At 62.4% G+C, this 16,855-nt stretch carries 16 protein-coding genes and 1 pseudogene; 7 read left to right on the forward strand and 10 right to left on the reverse strand.

Annotation, left to right across the window (positions count from 1 at the left end; all coding sequences use genetic code 11):
• Window positions 1-60: 60 nt before the first annotated feature.
• From ACSQ2A_RS08070 to ACSQ2A_RS08080, 3 genes and pseudogenes are all read left to right on the forward strand, one after another.
• Window positions 61-618, forward strand: coding sequence for an HNH endonuclease (locus ACSQ2A_RS08070; protein ID WP_295415815.1), 558 nt, complete (start codon window positions 61-63; stop codon window positions 616-618).
• A 77-nt stretch (window positions 619-695) separates the two neighbouring features.
• Complete coding sequence (locus ACSQ2A_RS08075; RefSeq protein WP_436071793.1) at window positions 696-944, forward strand: type II toxin-antitoxin system ParD family antitoxin; 249 nt, start codon at window positions 696-698, stop codon at window positions 942-944.
• A 76-nt stretch (window positions 945-1,020) separates the two neighbouring features.
• Window positions 1,021-1,236, forward strand: a pseudogene (locus ACSQ2A_RS08080) (type II toxin-antitoxin system RelE/ParE family toxin); the annotation flags it as partial.
• 6 nt (window positions 1,237-1,242) lie between these two features.
• On the opposite strand, the gene ACSQ2A_RS08085 reads toward ACSQ2A_RS08080, so the two are convergent.
• Window positions 1,243-1,746 carry a disulfide bond formation protein B gene (locus tag ACSQ2A_RS08085; RefSeq protein ID WP_436071794.1) on the reverse strand — a complete coding sequence of 168 codons (504 nt, stop codon included), beginning with the start codon at window positions 1,744-1,746 and terminating at the stop codon, window positions 1,243-1,245.
• 80 nt (window positions 1,747-1,826) lie between these two features.
• Window positions 1,827-2,654 (reverse strand): DUF72 domain-containing protein, encoded by an 828-nt coding sequence (locus ACSQ2A_RS08090; protein WP_436071795.1) that lies wholly within the window; start codon window positions 2,652-2,654, stop codon window positions 1,827-1,829.
• A gap of 144 nt (window positions 2,655-2,798) precedes the next feature.
• Between ACSQ2A_RS08090 and ACSQ2A_RS08095 the strand changes: the two genes are divergently transcribed.
• Both ACSQ2A_RS08095 and ACSQ2A_RS08100 read left to right on the forward strand, forming a co-directional pair.
• Entirely contained in the window at window positions 2,799-3,599 is an 801-nt protein-coding gene (locus ACSQ2A_RS08095; protein WP_436071796.1) for a thermonuclease family protein, read from the forward strand.
• The gene (locus ACSQ2A_RS08100; RefSeq protein WP_295415803.1) at window positions 3,596-5,074 is read left to right on the forward strand and encodes a M48 family metalloprotease; all 1,479 of its coding nucleotides are present in this window, start codon (window positions 3,596-3,598) and stop codon (window positions 5,072-5,074) included. The genes ACSQ2A_RS08095 and ACSQ2A_RS08100 overlap by 4 nt, the downstream gene beginning before the upstream one ends.
• Window positions 5,075-5,181: 107 nt before the next feature.
• Here the strand turns inward: ACSQ2A_RS08100 and mutT are convergent, their stop codons facing one another.
• The 4 genes from mutT to ACSQ2A_RS08120 form a co-directional block, all read right to left on the reverse strand.
• Window positions 5,182-5,592 (reverse strand): 8-oxo-dGTP diphosphatase MutT, encoded by a 411-nt coding sequence (mutT, locus tag ACSQ2A_RS08105; RefSeq protein ID WP_295415801.1) that lies wholly within the window; start codon window positions 5,590-5,592, stop codon window positions 5,182-5,184.
• Window positions 5,589-6,347 carry a GNAT family N-acetyltransferase gene (locus tag ACSQ2A_RS08110; protein ID WP_436071797.1) on the reverse strand — a complete coding sequence of 253 codons (759 nt, stop codon included), beginning with the start codon at window positions 6,345-6,347 and terminating at the stop codon, window positions 5,589-5,591. The genes mutT and ACSQ2A_RS08110 overlap by 4 nt, the downstream gene beginning before the upstream one ends.
• A 117-nt stretch (window positions 6,348-6,464) precedes the next feature.
• Entirely contained in the window at window positions 6,465-7,700 is a 1,236-nt protein-coding gene (gene argJ, locus ACSQ2A_RS08115; RefSeq protein ID WP_436071798.1) for a bifunctional glutamate N-acetyltransferase/amino-acid acetyltransferase ArgJ, read from the reverse strand.
• 146 nt (window positions 7,701-7,846) lie between these two features.
• On the reverse strand, window positions 7,847-8,077 hold the full coding sequence (locus ACSQ2A_RS08120; protein WP_436071799.1) for a hypothetical protein: 231 nt from the start codon (window positions 8,075-8,077) through the stop codon (window positions 7,847-7,849).
• Window positions 8,078-8,156: 79 nt separating this feature from the next.
• On the opposite strand from ACSQ2A_RS08120, the gene ACSQ2A_RS08125 reads away from it, so the two are divergent.
• Window positions 8,157-8,798: a TetR/AcrR family transcriptional regulator gene (locus ACSQ2A_RS08125; protein ID WP_436071800.1), complete on the forward strand. Its 642-nt coding sequence runs from the start codon at window positions 8,157-8,159 to the stop codon at window positions 8,796-8,798.
• Window positions 8,799-8,968: 170 nt separating this feature from the next.
• Here ACSQ2A_RS08125 and ACSQ2A_RS08130 read toward each other — a convergent pair whose 3' ends face one another.
• Window positions 8,969-9,901, reverse strand: a complete 933-nt coding sequence (locus tag ACSQ2A_RS08130) for a peptidylprolyl isomerase (RefSeq protein ID WP_436071801.1) — start codon at window positions 9,899-9,901, stop codon at window positions 8,969-8,971.
• A gap of 431 nt (window positions 9,902-10,332) precedes the next feature.
• Between ACSQ2A_RS08130 and secA the strand changes: the two genes are divergently transcribed.
• Entirely contained in the window at window positions 10,333-13,044 is a 2,712-nt protein-coding gene (gene secA, locus ACSQ2A_RS08135; protein ID WP_436071802.1) for a preprotein translocase subunit SecA, read from the forward strand.
• Between the two features lie 172 nt (window positions 13,045-13,216).
• On the opposite strand, the gene ACSQ2A_RS08140 is transcribed toward secA, so the two are convergent.
• The 3 genes from ACSQ2A_RS08140 to ACSQ2A_RS08150 are packed head-to-tail and all read right to left on the reverse strand — an operon-like array spanning window position 13,217 to window position 16,847.
• Window positions 13,217-14,206, reverse strand: coding sequence for an esterase-like activity of phytase family protein (locus ACSQ2A_RS08140; protein ID WP_436071803.1), 990 nt, complete (start codon window positions 14,204-14,206; stop codon window positions 13,217-13,219).
• On the reverse strand, window positions 14,206-16,092 hold the full coding sequence (gene cobT, locus ACSQ2A_RS08145) for a cobaltochelatase subunit CobT (protein ID WP_295415785.1): 1,887 nt from the start codon (window positions 16,090-16,092) through the stop codon (window positions 14,206-14,208). The genes ACSQ2A_RS08140 and cobT overlap by 1 nt, the downstream gene beginning before the upstream one ends.
• Before the next feature lie 2 nt (window positions 16,093-16,094).
• Complete coding sequence (locus ACSQ2A_RS08150; protein ID WP_436071804.1) at window positions 16,095-16,847, reverse strand: class I SAM-dependent methyltransferase; 753 nt, start codon at window positions 16,845-16,847, stop codon at window positions 16,095-16,097.
• Window positions 16,848-16,855 lie beyond the last annotated feature (8 nt).

Here is a 16,855-nt window from a genome sequence, read left to right on the forward strand (position 1 = left end):
ACAAAGGGCTTACTATAAAGGGGCTATGGACTTAACAGATTCCCGTTCCGGGAGACTCTCGTGACCATCCATGTGTCGCCTGAGGCCTGTCCCGCCCTCGTGCTGAACGCCGATTTCCGGCCTCTCAGCTATTATCCCTTGTCGTTATGGTCGTGGCAGGACGCGATCAAGGCGGTGTTCCTCGAACGCGTGAACATCGTTTCGCACTACGACACGGTGATCCACTCGCCCAGCTTCGAAATGCGGCTGCCGAGCGTGGTTTCGCTGAAAGATTATGTGAAGCCGGCGCGGCATCCGGCCTTTACCCGCTTCAACGTTTTCCTCCGCGATCGCTTCCAATGCCAATATTGTGGCTCGCGCGATGATCTGACGTTTGATCACGTCATTCCGCGTTCGAAGGGCGGTTTGACGACGTGGGAAAATGTCGTGGCGGCCTGTGCGCCTTGCAATCTGCGCAAGGCGAACCGGATGCCGAGCGAGATCAAGATGTTCCCGCATCAGGCCCCGTTCGCGCCGACCGTGCATGACCTGCACAACAATGGCCGGGCTTTCCCGCCCAACCACCTGCACAAGAGCTGGCTCGACTATCTCTACTGGGACATCGAGCTCGAGCCGTGACCCGTTCGTAGCAATCCTGACTTGCTGCGGGACTGTCCAATAACTATTATTGGATGAACTTTGCAGGAGACGGTGACATGGCGATCAGTGCGGATTTGGGTGCGACGCTCGAAAAGGTCGTGAACGATCTCGTCGAGAACGGTCGGTATAATTCGAAGAGCGAAGTGCTGCGCGAGGGCGTTCGGCTGGTGCAGGAGCGCGAGTCGCGACTGCGGGAAGCGCTGGAGCGTGGGCTTGCCGATATTGAGGCGGGGCGAACCAAGCCCCTGGAAGAGGTGGCCCAGCGCCTCATCGAGAAGTATGAAGCGATGGCAAAGCGCTCATGAGTGCCAAGGTCAGAATCGCCACCAGTGCGGAATATGACCTTGAAAGCATCGCGGACTACACGGTCTCGATAGTCCACCAAACGCCGCCAACTTTGTGCGTGAAATTCTCGCGCAGTGTTATCGCCTAGCCGAGTTTCCGGGGCGTCATCCCGTTGTGGAAGGTTATTCGCGGCCACTAAGGCGATGTCCCTTTCGCGGCTACTCGATATATTATCTGGCGAGTGGCGGCCTAATCCAAGTCGTCCATGTTCTGAACGACTCTCGGGACCATAGGGATATCTTGGCGCACTAGTTCCGGTTAGCGCTTACGCTTCGCCTGAAACACAATCGCGCCGATCAGCAGGACGACGATCGCCAGCGAAATCAGCGCGTTATACCCCGCGAGCGAAAGTCCCAGGAAACGGAACTGCACGACGTCGCAGCCGATGACTGGAGTCATGCTGTTGAGCTGGTCGAAGCTGAAGCTGTCGCCGACGCCGGTGCAGGCGGTGGGGCCGGGCCAGAAACCCCATTCGACGCCAGCGTGGTAGGAGCCCATATAGGTGCCCCAGGCGAAAATGCCTGTGACGATGACCATGCCCAGATACCAGACCGGCAGGGGGAGGCGGTTCCAGAGCACCAGGATCAGCGCCAGCAGCGGCAGGCCCCAATAGTAAGCCATGCGCTGTTCGAGGCAGAGTTCGCACGGGTAGAGGCCGCCGATATACTGGCTGCCGAGCGCCGCAGCGATGGTGGCAAAGCCGAGGAGGAAAGCGGCGCCGGCGGCGAGCTTGTCGAGGGGGGCGCGGGACGCAATGGCCATGGAAATTCTCGAATGACGCTTGATGGGGCAGGGGCTTAGCGCCGCTTTGTGGCAAAAGCCAGCAGGGCACGTTGTCGTGATCAGGCGGAAGGTTTGATGCCGAGTTTCTCCGCAAGGGCCATGGCATTGGCTGGTGCGTGCAATTTGTCCTCGTGGACAAAATAGGCATAGGTGTCGACGCCGGTGTCACGCCAGCCCGCGAGGGTTTTGGCGAGTTCGGACATGTCCGAATCTTCATAGCCGGCAGCGCCGGGACGGGCGGGACCCTGCAGGCGGCAATAAGCAAAATCGGCGGTAAGGTCGAAGCGCGGGTTCTCCGCGGTGTCGGCGATCACGCGGGCGACATTGTGCTCGCGGAGGAGGGCGTCGACTTCGGGCTTGTTGAAGCTGTCGTGGCGCATTTCCACGGCGTGGCGGAAGGTCTTGTTGCCATTGGCTTCGAGATAGGGTGGGGCCTTGGCACCGTCTGACTTGCTGGCGAGGGCGAGGTACGCCTCGATGTCGCGCGGGAGCCGGGCGAGAAAGGCCGAAAAGCTCGGGGGATCAAAGGCCAGGTTGGGCGGCAATTGCCAGATGAATGGGCCGAGGCGATCGCCGAGGGCGAGGGGGCCCGAGGCAAAGAAGCCGGCCAGCGCGTCAGTGCAGTTCTTGAGCCGCTTGATATGGGTGACGAGCTGCGGCCCCTTGATCGAGAACTGAAAGCCCTCCGGCGTTTCGCCGGCCCATTTGGCGAAGCTTTCGGGCTTTTGATTGCCGCGAAAGGTGGCGTTGATCTCGATGCTGGTCAGGTGGCGGCTGGCATAGTTGAGTTCTTTCTTCTGGACGAGGCCAGTGGGAAAGAACGTGCCGCGCCAGGGTTCGAAAACCCAGCCTGCAGTGCCGGTGCGGATTGTTCCCGTCTTGCTCATTGCCGCTCTCCTTGAGGCTTCAGCTTGGCCGTCTGCGATCAAATTGGCAATCTCTCTTGCCCGTGATCGCGCTCTGTCAGGTTCTGGTAATGCTTTTTTGCCTTAATCGTCCCTATGGTGAACGAAGTGTTGCGGGACAGATTCTTGCGCGGGACCACGTTGATATCGACGGCTGCCTTTGCCTTGCTGGCCAGCACCACGCTGGCCTGCGAGAGCTTGTCTATGGCGCCGGGCGGCGTGGTGGTCGAGGTGACCGATGGCGATACGGTCGTTCTCAATGACGGGCGCAAGGTGCGCCTGATCGGCACGCAGGCCCCAAAACTGCCGCTCGGACGGGACGATTTCGAGACCTGGCCGCTGGCGCCCGAGGCGCAGAAGGCGCTGGCCGATCTCGTGCTCAACAAAAGCGTGCGCCTTGGCTTTGGCGGCGAAGAGATCGACCGGCACGAGCGGATACTGGCGCATGTCTTCGTCGAAACGGACAATGGCGAGGTCTGGGCGCAGCTCTTCATGGTCGGTGCGGGGCTGGCGCGGGTCTATTCCTTCCCGGATAACCGGCAATGCCTTGAGCCACTTTTTGCGGCGGAAGCGCGCGCCCGTGCGGATCGGCTTGGCATTTGGGCCAATCCCTATTACAGCGTGCGTGCGGCGGACCGACCGGGCGAATTGCTGGATCGTGTGGGACATTATGAACTGGTGGAAGGCAGGGTGCTCCTGGCCGACCGCAGTGGCTCCCGCATTTTCCTCAATTTTGGCCGGTTCTGGAAAGAAGACTTCACCGCCGTGATCGAAGCGCCGGCCTTGCGGCTCTTCGAGACTGCTGGACTAGACCCGCTGGTGCTTGAGGGGGCACTGGTGCGCATTCGTGGATGGGTGGACGACCGGGATGGTCCGCGCATCGAAATTACCCATCCCGAACAGATTGAGGTTTTGGCGACGCGATGACGGCGCTTTCTCTGTCCAAAAAAACAATGCGCCTCGGCGCTCTGGCCGTTTCGCTCCTGGCTCTGGGGGCTTGCTCGTCGCTGACAGGGTCGTCGGTGGCGGTGAGCCGTACCGGCGATACGCCCGCTCCCATGGTCGTGCCGGAAGGCACCGAGCCCGATGACGTTGTTATCGGCCGGCGCGAGCATCCGCGCATTATCGCCGCCTATGGCGGCGTCTATTCCGACCGCGAAGCCGAGATCATGGTGGCGCGCATCGTCGGGCGCCTGCTGGCGGCCGCCGACCAGCCCAATGCGCAGTTCCAGGTGACGATCCTCGACACGTCCGAGGTCAATGCCTTTGCGCTACCGGGCGGCTATATCTATGTGACGCGCGGCATTCTGGCGCTGGCTTCGGATACGAGCGAGCTGGCGGCCGTTCTGGCGCATGAAATTGCCCACGTGACGCTGCGCCATGCGCGTGCGCGTACCGACAAGACGCGCACGACGCAGATCGTCGATCGCGTCATTACTGGCATTTTTGGCGGCGACACCTCTACGGACGCCACGGCTAACCGTACCCGCGAATCGCTGGCCGCCTTTGGGCAGAGCCAGGAGCTGGAAGCGGACAGGGAAGGCATAAAGTTTGCCGGCAAGGCAGGCTTTGATCCGCAGGCCGCGGCGCGTTTCCTCGGCGTGATGAGCCGGTTCGCCGCCTTCTCGGCTGGCGATCAGGCGGGGGACGACGGGTTCCTGTCCTCGCACCCATCGACGCCGGCCCGCATCCAGAAGGCGGCCGATACGGCCCGGCAGATGTTCGGCAGCTCGAGCGTCGGGGAAACCGATCGCGATGGCTATATGGCGGCGGTCTCGGGCATGGCCTTTGGCGACAGCCCCTCGCAGGGTTCCATTGTCGGCAATCGCTTCATCCATTCGGGCTCGAAATTCACCTTCACCGTGCCGCAGGGCTATGCGCTGCAGACGGCGCAGAGCGCCGTGGTGGGTGTCGCCGGCGATGGCGAGGCCGTACGCTTCGACAGTGCCGATGTGCAGGCCAATATGGCGCTGACCGACTATCTCAAATCGGGCTGGATCGCCGGGCTCAAGGCCGAGACGGTCACCTCGCACAATTACAATGGCATCGAAATGGCCTCGGGCCTGGCGCAGACGGACCAGTGGTTCTTCCGCGTCGCGGTCATGCGGCTCGATGGTGCGGTCTATCGCTTCATTTTTGCGGCCAAGGCGGATAGCCAGCGCTTTGCTGCAGGGGCCGATGCGACCGTAAAGAGTTTCAAGCGTGCCGAGGCGGCTGAACTCAACCAGATCCGCAAGCTGTCCATGCGCGTCATCACCGCCAAGGCGGGCGATACCGCCGACAAGCTCGCCGCGCAGATGGCCAATATTCCGGGCGGTCGCGATCTGTTCTTCATCCTCAACAACCTTTATCCGGGCGATGCGGTGCAGGTTGGGGCGAAGTACAAGATCGTCGGGCGGTAAGCCTCATTTCACAGTGTCATTCCCGCGAAAGCGGGAATCTATTCTGGAAACAGAGATTCCCGCTTTCGCGGGAATGACGCCGTGGGTGGTGTAGGGCGCCTCAGCGCCTAAAGCAAATCACACAATGCAGCGATCAGCGGCTCGTCCGCGGGTGGCATGGCGTAGTCGCGCAAGGCCTGCGGGCGGACCCATTTGAGCGCCTGATGCTCCTTGGCCCTGGGCGTGCCCTGCCAGCGGCGGCAGACATAGAGCGGCATAAGCAAGTGCATGTGCTCATAGGTGTGGCTGGCGAAGGAGAGCGGGGCGAGGCAGGCTTCCTTGGTCTCGACGTCAAGCTCTTCGCGCAGTTCGCGAATGATTGCAGCTTCCGGGGTTTCGCCGGGCTCGATCTTGCCGCCGGGAAATTCCCACATATTGGCCATGTGCTTGCCCTCGGGACGCTGGGCAATGAGCACGCGGCGGTCGGTGTCGACGAGCGCACAGGCGACGACGAGCAGGATTGGCTTTTGTTCGCTCATTTGGGCGCCCCGGGAATGCGATAGTGGTAGTCGTATTGGTGGGTGAAGCCGAGGCCGGAATAGAGCGCCTTGGCCGCGTCATTGTCGGCCTGGACGTTGAGGGCGGCAATGGTGGCGCCCTTCTCGTGAGCCCAGTTGAGACCGGTGCGCATCATGGCGGCGGCGAGACCCTGGCGGCGGCGGCTGGGGTCGGTGATGACATTGCCGGTGATGACGATGCCATTTGAAATGGCCATGAGGCCGGAGGCGACCGGTTCGCCGTCGCGATAGACCACAATGCCGGTGGCCGGTACGGACATGACCGCCAACAGGGCTTTCATGCGGCCCATCTCGATTTCGTCGGAGCCTTTTAGCTTTTGCTGGGCGGCGAGGAAGGCGGGATCGAGGAGCGGCAGGAGTTTACCCTGCGCATCCGGCTCCTGCGCTGCGAGCGGCATGGCATAGAGGTGCGAATGGTCGATCTCGTCCCAGCCGGCATCATCCAGCGCTTCGTTGAGCGCGGGGGCCGAGAGGGGGGTGATGCGGAAGACGGGTTTGACGCCGCGCACGACCAGCCAGGAGCTGGCGCCGATGATGCGGTCTTCGACATCCACATCGTCATTGGGGTCAAAGCACTGGGCCGAATTGGCGCGCTTGGTATAGCCGCCGGAGGCGCGTCGGACCCAATTGCCATCCCATTTGACTTCGATTCCGGGCCAGGCTTCGAGGCCGGCACGTTCAACGGTTTCGACGTCTGGGAGGGTGAGTTGGGTCATGATGTCATTGCTTTACTCGGTGTCATCCCCGCGAAAGCGGGGATCTCCGTTTCTGGTGCCCAAACAGGGATTCCCGCTTTCGCGGGAATGACACTGTGGGTGGAGGAGGGCTGGCCCTTAGCTCCGATAGTCGCCGTTGATGGTGATGTAGCCGTGGGTGAGGTCGCAGGTGTAGACCGTGGCCGAGCCTTCGCCGAGGCCGAGGGAGACGGTCACTTCCAGTTCTTCACCCTTCATATAGGCCGAGGTGGCGGCTTCGTCGTAGACGGCGGCGCGTTCGCCGTTTTCAGCGACCAGCAGGTCACCGAAGCGGATGGCGAGGCGATCGCGATCTGCCGGTTCGCCGGCCTTGCCCACAGCCATGACGACACGGCCCCAATTGGCGTCTTCGCCGGCAATGGCGGTTTTGACCAGTGGCGAGTCGGCGATGGCCTTGGCGATGCGGAAGGCCGAGGCGTCAGAGGTGGCGCCTTCGACATTGACGGCGACCTGCTTGGTGGCGCCTTCGCCGTCGCGCACCGTCAGGATGGCGAGTTCGAAGAGAACATCGAACAGGGCTTCGCCGAAGAATGCTGCGCGCGGATCGGAGAGGCTGGTGATCGGCTCGACCTTGGCCTTGCCGGTGGCAAAGGCGAGGAGGGTGTCGGACGTGGAGGTGTCGCTGTCGACGGTGATGGAATTAAAGCTCTTCTGCACGTGCTCGCTGAGGAGGGCCTGCAGCACATCGGCAGCAATGGGCATGTCGGTGACGACGAAGGAGAGCATGGTGGCCATGTCGGGGGCAATCATGCCCGAGCCCTTGGCGATACCGTTGATCTTGACTTCGACATCGTCGAATTCGAGCACGGCGCCCGCCAATTTCGGGAACGTGTCGGTGGTCATGATCGCCTTGGCGGGCTCGATCCAGGGCGTTTCATTGAGGCGCGTGGCGGCTTCATCGAGGACGCCGGCGAATTTGCTGGCCGGCAGCGGTTCGCCGATGACGCCGGTCGAAGCGAGGAAGATTTCGCTGGTGGAGCAGCCCAGGGCCTTGGCGGCATAGTCGGCGGTCAATTGCACGCTTTCCTTGCCCTTGGCACCGGTAAAGGCATTGGCATTGCCCGAATTGACGACGAGACCGCGGGCTTTCCCGCCCGGCAGGTTGGCGCGGCACCAGTCGACGGCGGCCGACGAACACTTTGAGCGGGTCAGAACGCCGGCAGCGGTGGTGCCTTCGTCAAAGGCCATGAGCAGGACGTCAGTGCGGTTCTTGTACTTGATGCCGGCTTCGGCGGTGGCATAGCGCACGCCATCGATGGCCGGCAGGTCCGGATAGGATTTCGGGGCAAGCGGGGAAACCGGATGGGCAGCCATGGCGCAAAACCTTGAACGGGCAAACGAGGAATTTGGTGTGCCTCAAAGGTGTGGCGGGCGCAAGACGTTGCGCTTTTTCTCCCGATTAAAAGGAAATCCCCGCTCGCGCGGGGATCACGGGGTCTTCTTCCGGCCGTCAGATGGGGTCAGGCCATAGCCTTCTTCTTGCCGGCGATGAAGGCGCCGAAGCGGGTCTGGATGAAGGGGACGATGAAGAAGACGATGGTCGAAGCCATGAAGGGCACGAGGATCAGGCTGCGCTGCCAGAATTCCCAGCCGGGTGTGAGAGAGCCGATGATGGTGGCGTAGACGACGACGACTGGATAGACCGCGAAGGTCATGAGCAGGGCCATGCGGGCACGAGCGGAAAAGGGCATGTGAACCTCTAATGAAACGGTACGTTTCGTTATGTATCGAAACGAGCCGTTTCGTTCAAGTCTTTTCTTTGGGATTCTTTTGACCCATATTGCGGGCATGGAAACGAGCATTGAAGACACAGACGAGGGCGCCCGCCGCTCGATCGGCGCGCGGCGTAATCCGGCGAGCCAGGAGGCCATTCTTGATGCGGCTGAGGCCGTGCTGCGCGAAAGCGGCATTGGAGGCTTTTCCATCGAAGCGGTGGCGCGACGGGCGCGGGCCGGCAAGCCCACGATCTATCGCTGGTGGCCCAATCGCACGGCGCTGATGCTCGATGTCTACAAGCGCTTCAAGAACGCGCGCGGCTTTCCCGATACCGGCTCGCTGCGCGGCGACCTCGTGGCGCTCCTGGAAAGCCATCTGCTGGGCTTCTGGAAAGACAGCCTTTGCGGTGTGGTCTATCGGGCGATCATTGCCGAGGCGCAGAGCGATCCGGATGCGGCGGCGGTGCTCTTTGCCTATCAGGCCGAGCGCAAGAAGGCGACGGCAGTGATCGTGGAACGGGCCAAGGCGCGCGGCGAGGTGGCTGAGGACGTCAATGGCGAGTTGATCGTCGACATGATCGTGTCGTTTGCCTGGCACCAATTGCTGATCGGTCGGGTCGATGAGGCGATGAAGGTTATCGACGGGGTGGTCGATGGGGTGCTGATGGGGTGTGCGGGGTATAAGGCCAAGGGGTAGCGATCTCAGATCGTCACCCTCGGGCTTGACCCGAGGGCTCTGCACTTGCCACGACATCCATCAAGTGATGTGTCCTCGGGTCAAGCCCGAGGATGACGTTCGGCGGCCCCAAAACAAAAAAAGGCCACCCGATCGAAACCGGGTGGCCCAAAATTCAAAAACCCAAAACACTACTGCTGTGCAGCTTCGCCTTCGGCGGGCGCGGCCTGAGCGGCGTCCTGGGCGTCCATGGCGGCCTTCAGCTCGGGATCGGTGACGTCGATGGTCACGCCCGACATCAGTTCCTCGACCTTTTCGTTGAAGACGCGCATCAGCACCTGCTGCTGGATCTGCGGGGCGACCTGTTCGAAAGCCGGGGGAGCGGACTGGCGCTTTTCTTCGAGCTTGATGATGTGGAAACCGAACTGGGACTGGACCGGGGCGGAGACGTCGCCCGGATTGGCCAGCGCAAAGGCGGCCGTTTCAAATTCGGGGACCATCATGCCCTTGGCGAAGAAGCCGAGGTCGCCGCCATTGGCGCCTGAACCCGGATCGATCGACTTTTCCTGGGCGATGGCAGCAAAATCGCCGCCGGCATCAAGCTCGGCCTTGATCGCGTCGGCCTCTTCCTTGGTCTCGACCAGGATGTGGCGGGCGTGGACTTCTTCGGCCGGCTGGAACTGGGCGACGAAGGTGTCATACTCGGCGCGGATGGCCTCTTCGGTCACCTGGCCGGCAATGGCGTCGGCAAAGTAGGCGCGGCGCAGGGCGCGCTCTTCGAGATATTTCAGGCGCTGGGCGAAGAGTTCAGTCTGGTCCATGCCCGCTTCCTTGGCGGCACCAGCCATCACCTTCATATCGATGAGGACGCGCAGCAGGAAAGCGCGGCGCTCTTCGGCCGGCATCTGGGCAAGGTCCTGGGCCAGGTCTTCGGCGGCAAAGCTGAGATCGGCTTCGGTGATCGGCTCACCACCCACGGTCGCGACGACGGTTTCGGGCGCGACTGCGGCCGGTGCTGCTTCCGGCGCCGGCGCTTCCTGGGCGAAGCTGCCGATAGTGGGCGCGGCACCGAGAAGCGCGGCGAGACAGATGGTGCGCAACAGGCGCGAGGAAAGCTTCATCATGAACGTCCTGGATCTCCTTGGCCGGTCCGGGAGGGCCGGGCATGATCAAACGGGGCGGCGGGCCCGGAAAGTGCCGTGCCTCACACAATAAGGGGGCCAAATTGTGCCGGTTTCAGGCATGTTTCGGTGGGCCCTTGGGGAGGCCTCATTCGCCGTGGGCTGATGGTGTCGCCCATTTCGCCAACATTGACAAGACACCCCCTCACTCTTACATCTCAGCCGCTTTTTCAAAGCGTGGAGCATGGTTGCCGCATGGGCCCTTGTCCTCCACGGATCAATCCACACGGGGAGCCCAAAAGGCCTCCCAGAGTTGTGACGAGGCGAGATGGGCCGCTGGCGCCCCAGCGTTTTCGAAAGTGGTCAACACTTCTTCTTGAAAACGCTTTAGTGCAAGCCGCCCGCCCCTTTCGCCACGCCACTGAATTTGAAGGATGACACGAATGGCTCTAGCTGCGCTCGCCCGGCGGATTTTCGGATCGCCGTCGGATCGGCAGGTCAAGCGCTACCAGGGCAAGGTCGCCGCGATCAATGCGCTGGAGCCGGAACTGGCCAAGCTCACTGACGACGAGCTTAAAGCCCGCACCGTTGAATTCAGGGCCCAGCTCGAACAGGGCGCCAAGATCGATGACCTGATCGTGCCGGCTTTTGCGACGGTGCGTGAAGCGTCCAAGCGCGTTCTGGGCATGCGCCATTTTGACGTGCAGCTCATCGGTGGCATGGTGCTCAATGACCGCGCCATCGCTGAAATGCGTACCGGTGAAGGCAAGACGCTAGTTGCAACCCTCGCCGTCTATCTCAATGCGCTCGCCGGCAAAGGCGTGCATGTCGTGACCGTCAACGACTACCTCGCCCGCCGCGACGCCGGCTGGATGGGGCAGATCTACAATTTCCTCGGTCTTTCCACCGGCATCATCGTGCATGGCCTGACCGACCAGCAGCGCCGCGACTCCTATGGTGCTGATATCACCTACGGCACCAACAACGAATTCGGCTTCGACTATCTGCGCGACAATATGAAGTATTCGCGCGCCCAGATGGTGCAGCGCGGCCACTCCTTCGCCATCGTCGACGAAGTCGACTCCATTCTTGTCGACGAAGCGCGTACGCCGCTGATCATTTCCGGCCCGTCCGAAGATCGCTCGGAGCTTTACATCAAGATCAATTCGCTGATGCCGATCATCGGCGAGGGCGATTTCGAACTCGACGAAAAGCATCGCGCTGCCACCTTTACCGACCAGGGCGTGGAAAAGCTCGAGGCGGCGCTGGCCGAAGCGGGGCTGCTCAAGGGCGATTCCATGTATGACGTGGAAAACGTCGCGCTGGTGCACCACGCCAATTCCGCGCTGCGCGCCCACAAGCTGTTCCGCAAGGACAAGGACTACATCACCCGCGATACACCGGAAGGCGGCGAGGTGGTTATCATCGACGAATTCTCCGGCCGCATGATGCCAGGCCGCCGTTATTCGGAAGGCCTGCACCAGGCGCTGGAGGCCAAGGAAGGCGTCAAGATTCAGTCTGAAAACCAGACGCTGGCTTCCATTACCTTCCAGAACTATTTCCGCCTCTATGAAAAGCTCGCCGGCATGACCGGTACGGCGGCGACGGAAGCAGAAGAATTCGCCGACATTTATAGCCTCGGCGTCGTCACCATTCCGACCAACCTGCCGGTGCAGCGTATCGACGAAGACGATGCGATCTACCGTACGGCAGCCGAAAAGTTCGATGCCATCGCGGAATTGATCAAGGAATGCCAGGAGCGCGGCCAGCCGGTGCTCGTGGGTACGACCTCGATCGAAAAATCGGAAATGCTGGCCGATATTCTTCGCAAGAAGAATGTGGGGCAGATGAACGTGCTCAATGCTCGCCACCACGAGCAGGAAGCCTTCATTGTTGCCGATGCGGGCCTGCCGGGCGCGATCACCATTGCGACCAATATGGCTGGTCGCGGTACCGACATTCAGCTCGGCGGCAACCTTGAAATGCGCATCGAGCGCGAGGCCAAGGAACTCGAGGGCGACGCCCGCGAAGCCAAGATCGCCGAGATCAAGGCCAAGATCGCCGACGAGAAGAAGAAGGCGCTGGCTGCCGGCGGCCTGATGGTGATCGGCACCGAACGCCATGAAAGCCGCCGCATCGACAACCAGCTGCGTGGTCGTTCCGGTCGCCAGGGCGACCCCGGCCATTCAAAGTTCTACCTGTCGCTGCAGGACGACCTGATGCGCATCTTCCCGGTGGATTCGATGGATTCCATGCTGGGCAAGCTCGGGCTCGAACAGGGCGAAAGCATCACGCATCCGTGGGTGACCAAGGCCATTGAACGCGCCCAGGGCAAGGTGGAGTCGCGCAACTTCGACATCCGCAAGAACATCCTCAAATACGACGACGTGATGAACGATCAGCGCAAGGTGATCTTCGAACAGCGTCTCGAATTCATGGATGAAGAGGATGTCAGCGAGACCATCGCCGAGATGCGTCACGATGTGGTCGACAATATCGTCACCAAGGCCATTCCGCCGCGCTCTTACCCCGAGCAGTGGAAGACCGAGCAGCTCGAAGCTGCTGCCAAGACCTATCTCAATGTCGAAGCGCCAGTGGGCGAATGGGCCAAGGAAGAGGGCATCGACGCCGAGACCGTCGAGAACCGTATCCGCGCGGCCGCCGATGGCGTTGTCGAGGCCAAGTCGGACAAGTATGGCGCGATCATGCGGCAGGTGGAAAAGTCCATCCTGCTCCAGTCGATCGACGGGCTCTGGCGCGAGCACCTTGTCATGCTCGACCACCTCTCCAAGGTTGTCGGCTGGCGTGGCATCGCCCAGCGCGATCCGCTGACCGAGTACAAGCAGGAAGCCTACGAGCTGTTCCAGGCACTGCTCGGCAATCTGCGCGAGCTTGTCACCACGCAGATGAGCCATATCGAAATCCAGATGCGCCCGCCCGAGCCGACCCCGGCGATCGATCCGGCGCTGCTGGCGACCACTCATATCGACCCGACAACGGGCGAGAATGATGCGGTGGGCGACGATTCAGACGTCGGCGCGCTGGCTCCGCTCGATCCGAAACTGCTGGCGGGCCTGTCGCGCAATGCACCTTGCCCCTGCGGTTCGGGCAAGAAGGTCAAGCACTGCCACGGCGCGTTTGTCTGATCTTTTTGGGTTTTTGGAATTTGGGGCTCCGGAGATTTCCGGGGCCCTTTTTGTTTCCAGTGGCCTACCGCCGTCGTCACCACCGGGCTTGTCCCGGTGGTCCCATGCGGAGGCGAGATGGATTGCCGGGACAAGCCCGGCAATGACGATCGAGGGGTGAGGGCGCTGCTGGTTATTCCGCCAGCGCAAACTCCACCAGCAGGTGGCGCTGCCAGTCATTGAAATTGTTGTCCGAGCCCATGAAAATCCGGGTCTCGCCGCCCGGCGTTACGTGCACCATGATCGACTCCATGTTGTCGATCTCGGCGCCTTCGGCAGACAGCAAAAGCTCGCCCTGCATGAGATTGCCGGGGCGCACCTCCGCAGCGGGAACGCGGCGCAGATTCATGACGAAGCTGAAGAGGGCGACGCCGCGTTCGAGCACCAGCAGGTCGCCATTGGGCAGGAAGGCGCAGTCGGTGGGGTTGACCACGGGCGAATTGACATAGGTCACCGGGCCCTTGTCGTTCTGGCCCAGGAAATGGCCGCGGTGATTGCCGTTTTCGTCGAGGGACTCTTCGGTGAGCAGCAGGGTCGAGCCGGCGATGGGCGAGGCCGGTGGGGCGATGCAGATGGCCTCGAGCGACTTGTTGGAACGCAAATCCGTCAGCCAGTCGGGAATGGTGATCTCGCGCGCCGGGCCGCCCGGGCGGCCGTCGGTGATGGCGAAGTCGGCGACGCGAGTGAGGTTTTCGAAACTGACACGGACGGCGACCGGCACGCCATCGCGGAGCACCGTGTCCATGCCCTCGGCATCCCGCGCATATTGGCGGGGCAGGGGCGCGCCCTTGGAATTCTGGATAGGGTCCATGGTGACCCCGATCAGGCTCAGCAGGCGATCATTCTGGTCATAGGCGAGCTTGCCGGAGACGAACTGGCCGCGGTCGGTGACGAAGGCGATGTTCTGGTCGGGGCCGGTCACGGTGACGCTGGAAAGGCCGCCGAACATGTCGTCCTGCGACTGCAGCGTAAGACCGCCGCGGAAGATCAGTTTCCCCACGGGCTCATCGAGGCCGACGCCCTTGAAGCGCGAGACCTGGGCCGACGTCACGGTGACGTCGACCGCCAGAGCTGGCTGGGCCAATAGCGCAAGGCAGGCTATCGGGGCCCAGCGCCGGGACATCAGCGACCGCGCCGCCTTGCGGGGCCGGGCATTTCTTCGTCGAAGAGCGCCGCCAATTCGTCGGTGAGGGCACCGGCCAGCTCCTCGGCATCGAGGAGGGTCACGGCGCGACGATAGTAGCGCGTCACATCGTGGCCGATGCCGACAGCGACGAGCTGGATCGGCGAGCGGGTCTCGATGTCCTCGATGACCTGACGGAGATGGGCTTCGAGATAATTGCCGGCGTTGACCGACTGGGTGGAGTCATCGACCGGCGCGCCATCCGAAATCACCATCAGGATACGGCGCTGTTCGGGACGCGACATCAGGCGCTTGCGCGCCCATTCGAGCGCCTCGCCGTCGATGTTTTCCTTGAGGAGGCCTTCGCGCATCATCAGGCCCAGATTCCGGCGCGCATGGCGCCACGGTTCGTCGGCGGCCTTGTAGATGATGTGGCGCACGTCGTTGACGCGGCCGGGATTGGCCGGGCGATTGGCTTCGAGCCAGGCTTCTCTGGACTTGCCGCCCTTCCAGGCGCGCGTCGTAAAACCAAGGATCTCGACCTTCACGCCGCAACGCTCCAGAGTGCGGGCGAGAATGTCGCCGCAGATGGCCGCAATGGTGATCGGGCGGCCGCGCATGGAGCCGGAATTGTCGATCAGCAGCGTGACGATGGTGTCGCGGAAATCGGTGTCGTTCTCGACCTTGAAGCTCAGGGCCTGCATGGGGTCGGTCACGACGCGGGTGAGGCGCGCGGTATCGAGCAGGCCCTCTTCGAGGTCGAACTGCCAGGAGCGGTTTTGCTTGGCCATCAGGCGGCGCTGCAGCTTGTTGGCAAGGCGCGCCACGGCACCGGCGAGGTTTTCGAGCTGCTTGTCGAGGAGACCGCGCAGCTGGTCCAGTTCGTCGGGCGGGCAGAGTTCGGCCGCCTTCACCACTTCGTCGAACTTGGTGGTGAAGACCTTGTACTGGAACTGATTGGACAGCCGCTCGCCGCCGTCCTTTGCCGGAGGCGGCATGGGCGCGTCTTCGCCAGCTTCGGACTCGGCATCGTCGTCGACATCGGCCATGTCGGCTTCCATGCCTTCGACGTCGCCGGTTTCTTCGCTTTCGCCGGACTGCTGATCTTCTTCCGATTCAGCCTGCTCGTTCTCGCCTTCGCCCTGTTCGGGCGACTGGTCGGAGCCCTGGGCCTGTTCGGGCTGGCTGTCGTTGGCATCGTCCTCGTCCGACGCGTCCGGATCTTCCATGTCGCTTTCGGCGATCAGGTTGAGATCGCGCAGCACGGCCCTGACGGCCTTGGAGAAATCTTCCTGGTTCTCATAGGTCGAGAGCAGCTTGTCGATGGACGTGGAGGCCTTGGCTTCCACCTCCTTGCGCCAGAGATCGACGAGGGCATGGCCCGAGGGCGGCACGGGGACGCCGGCAAGCTTTTCGCGCAGCATCAGGCCCAGCGCTTCGGCAAGCGGGGCTTCGTTCTTGTCGTCGACTTCGGCGAAATTGGCGCGGAAGAGCCGGTCTTCCAGCATTTCGTGGATATTGCCCGACATGCCCGGCATGCGGATGACGCCCAAAGATTCGACACGGGCCTGTTCCAGCGCGTCGAAGGCGGCGCGGGCCTGCGGGTCCATTGGACTGCGCTTGCGGTGCGTATCGGGGTCGTGGCTCGCAAGGCGCATAGCCATGGCATCGCCCTGACCGCGGGCAATGGCGATATCGCGCTTGGTGGGGAGGCGCGGCAGGTTGGCAAGGCGGGCCTTGTCCGAAGTCAGCAGTGGGCGGTCAGCCGTGAAGGTGACTTCCAGTTCTGCCTTGGCACCAATGGCGCGTACCGTTGCGCCCATGGCCGATTTGAAGGCCTGGGTCTGGTCGGGCTTGTTGGGCTTGCTGCGCGGGGGCTGTGCCATGGTCAGGTCCGGTGGGTATCGGGCGCCAGATGCGCCGCCAATAGGAGTAATTGTGGGCGGGTCTTCTCGTCCACCAGGGCGGGATTGGCGGCGATCCGCTCGTCCGTTGCCGTCCATTCGTCGATCGCCTGCAGCATGAGCCCATGGCGATGCATGGTCATGATCAGGGTCGAGAGTTTTCGATGGTATTTGACGATGCCCTCGGTGATCCAGTTCGACCGGCGCGGGCCTTCCACGCCATAGTCGTAAAAGGCGAAGACGCGGGTGCCGTCGGGATCGGTGCGGAAATCAGGTTCGGCGCGGGCGGCCCAGATCGGGTGCTCGGTAGTGATGACGAGATCGCCGCCCTTGGGGCCAAGGGCGCGGGCGGCCATGGCGCAGAAGCGGTCGAAATCGGCGAGGTAGTGAATGGCGAGCGCGGAATAGACGAGATCGAAGGCGCCAGCCTCCGGCTCGTAGGTTTCGAGATCGGCCTGTTCATAGGTGATCGGCATGTCGCCGGACCGCTCGCGCGCCGTCGCGAGCATGTTTGCCGAGAGATCGACGCCATGGACACGGGCCGCGCCTTGCTCGACGGCATAGCGTGGGAAGGCACCAAAACCGCAGCCGAGGTCCAACACGTTGAGGCCCTTGAGCGGGGGAAGCATCGCCTCCACATCACGCCATTCGGGCGCGCCTGCAAGGCCCAGCCGCGAGCGGGAAATCTGGCTGTAGCCTTCGAAGAAGGCCGCATCATCATAGATGTTCTGGGCCATGGCTGTTC

The sequence above is a fragment of the Devosia sp. LjRoot3 genome, assembly GCF_964252865.1.
Lineage (GTDB): Bacteria > Pseudomonadota > Alphaproteobacteria > Rhizobiales > Devosiaceae > Devosia.

Bases quoted from the DNA above. Each gene is read 5' to 3' on its own strand.
- ACSQ2A_RS08130 (WP_436071801.1), bottom strand. From the start codon at position 9,901: ATGATGAAGCTTTCCTCGCGCCTGTTGCGCACCATCTGTCTCGCCGCG.
- argJ (WP_436071798.1), bottom strand. From the start codon at position 7,700: ATGGCTGCCCATCCGGTTTCCCCGCTTGCCCCGAAATCCTATCCGGAC.
- ACSQ2A_RS08110 (WP_436071797.1), bottom strand. From the start codon at position 6,347: ATGACCCAACTCACCCTCCCAGACGTCGAAACCGTTGAACGTGCCGGC.
- mutT (WP_295415801.1), bottom strand. From the start codon at position 5,592: ATGAGCGAACAAAAGCCAATCCTGCTCGTCGTCGCCTGTGCGCTCGTC.
- secA (WP_436071802.1), top strand. From the start codon at position 10,333: ATGACACGAATGGCTCTAGCTGCGCTCGCCCGGCGGATTTTCGGATCG.
- ACSQ2A_RS08090 (WP_436071795.1), bottom strand. From the start codon at position 2,654: ATGAGCAAGACGGGAACAATCCGCACCGGCACTGCAGGCTGGGTTTTC.
- ACSQ2A_RS08075 (WP_436071793.1), top strand. From the start codon at position 696: ATGGCGATCAGTGCGGATTTGGGTGCGACGCTCGAAAAGGTCGTGAAC.
- cobT (WP_295415785.1), bottom strand. From the start codon at position 16,092: ATGGCACAGCCCCCGCGCAGCAAGCCCAACAAGCCCGACCAGACCCAG.
- ACSQ2A_RS08140 (WP_436071803.1), bottom strand. From the start codon at position 14,206: ATGTCCCGGCGCTGGGCCCCGATAGCCTGCCTTGCGCTATTGGCCCAG.
- ACSQ2A_RS08120 (WP_436071799.1), bottom strand. From the start codon at position 8,077: ATGCCCTTTTCCGCTCGTGCCCGCATGGCCCTGCTCATGACCTTCGCG.
- ACSQ2A_RS08100 (WP_295415803.1), top strand. From the start codon at position 3,596: ATGACGGCGCTTTCTCTGTCCAAAAAAACAATGCGCCTCGGCGCTCTG.
- ACSQ2A_RS08150 (WP_436071804.1), bottom strand. From the start codon at position 16,847: ATGGCCCAGAACATCTATGATGATGCGGCCTTCTTCGAAGGCTACAGC.
- ACSQ2A_RS08085 (WP_436071794.1), bottom strand. From the start codon at position 1,746: ATGGCCATTGCGTCCCGCGCCCCCCTCGACAAGCTCGCCGCCGGCGCC.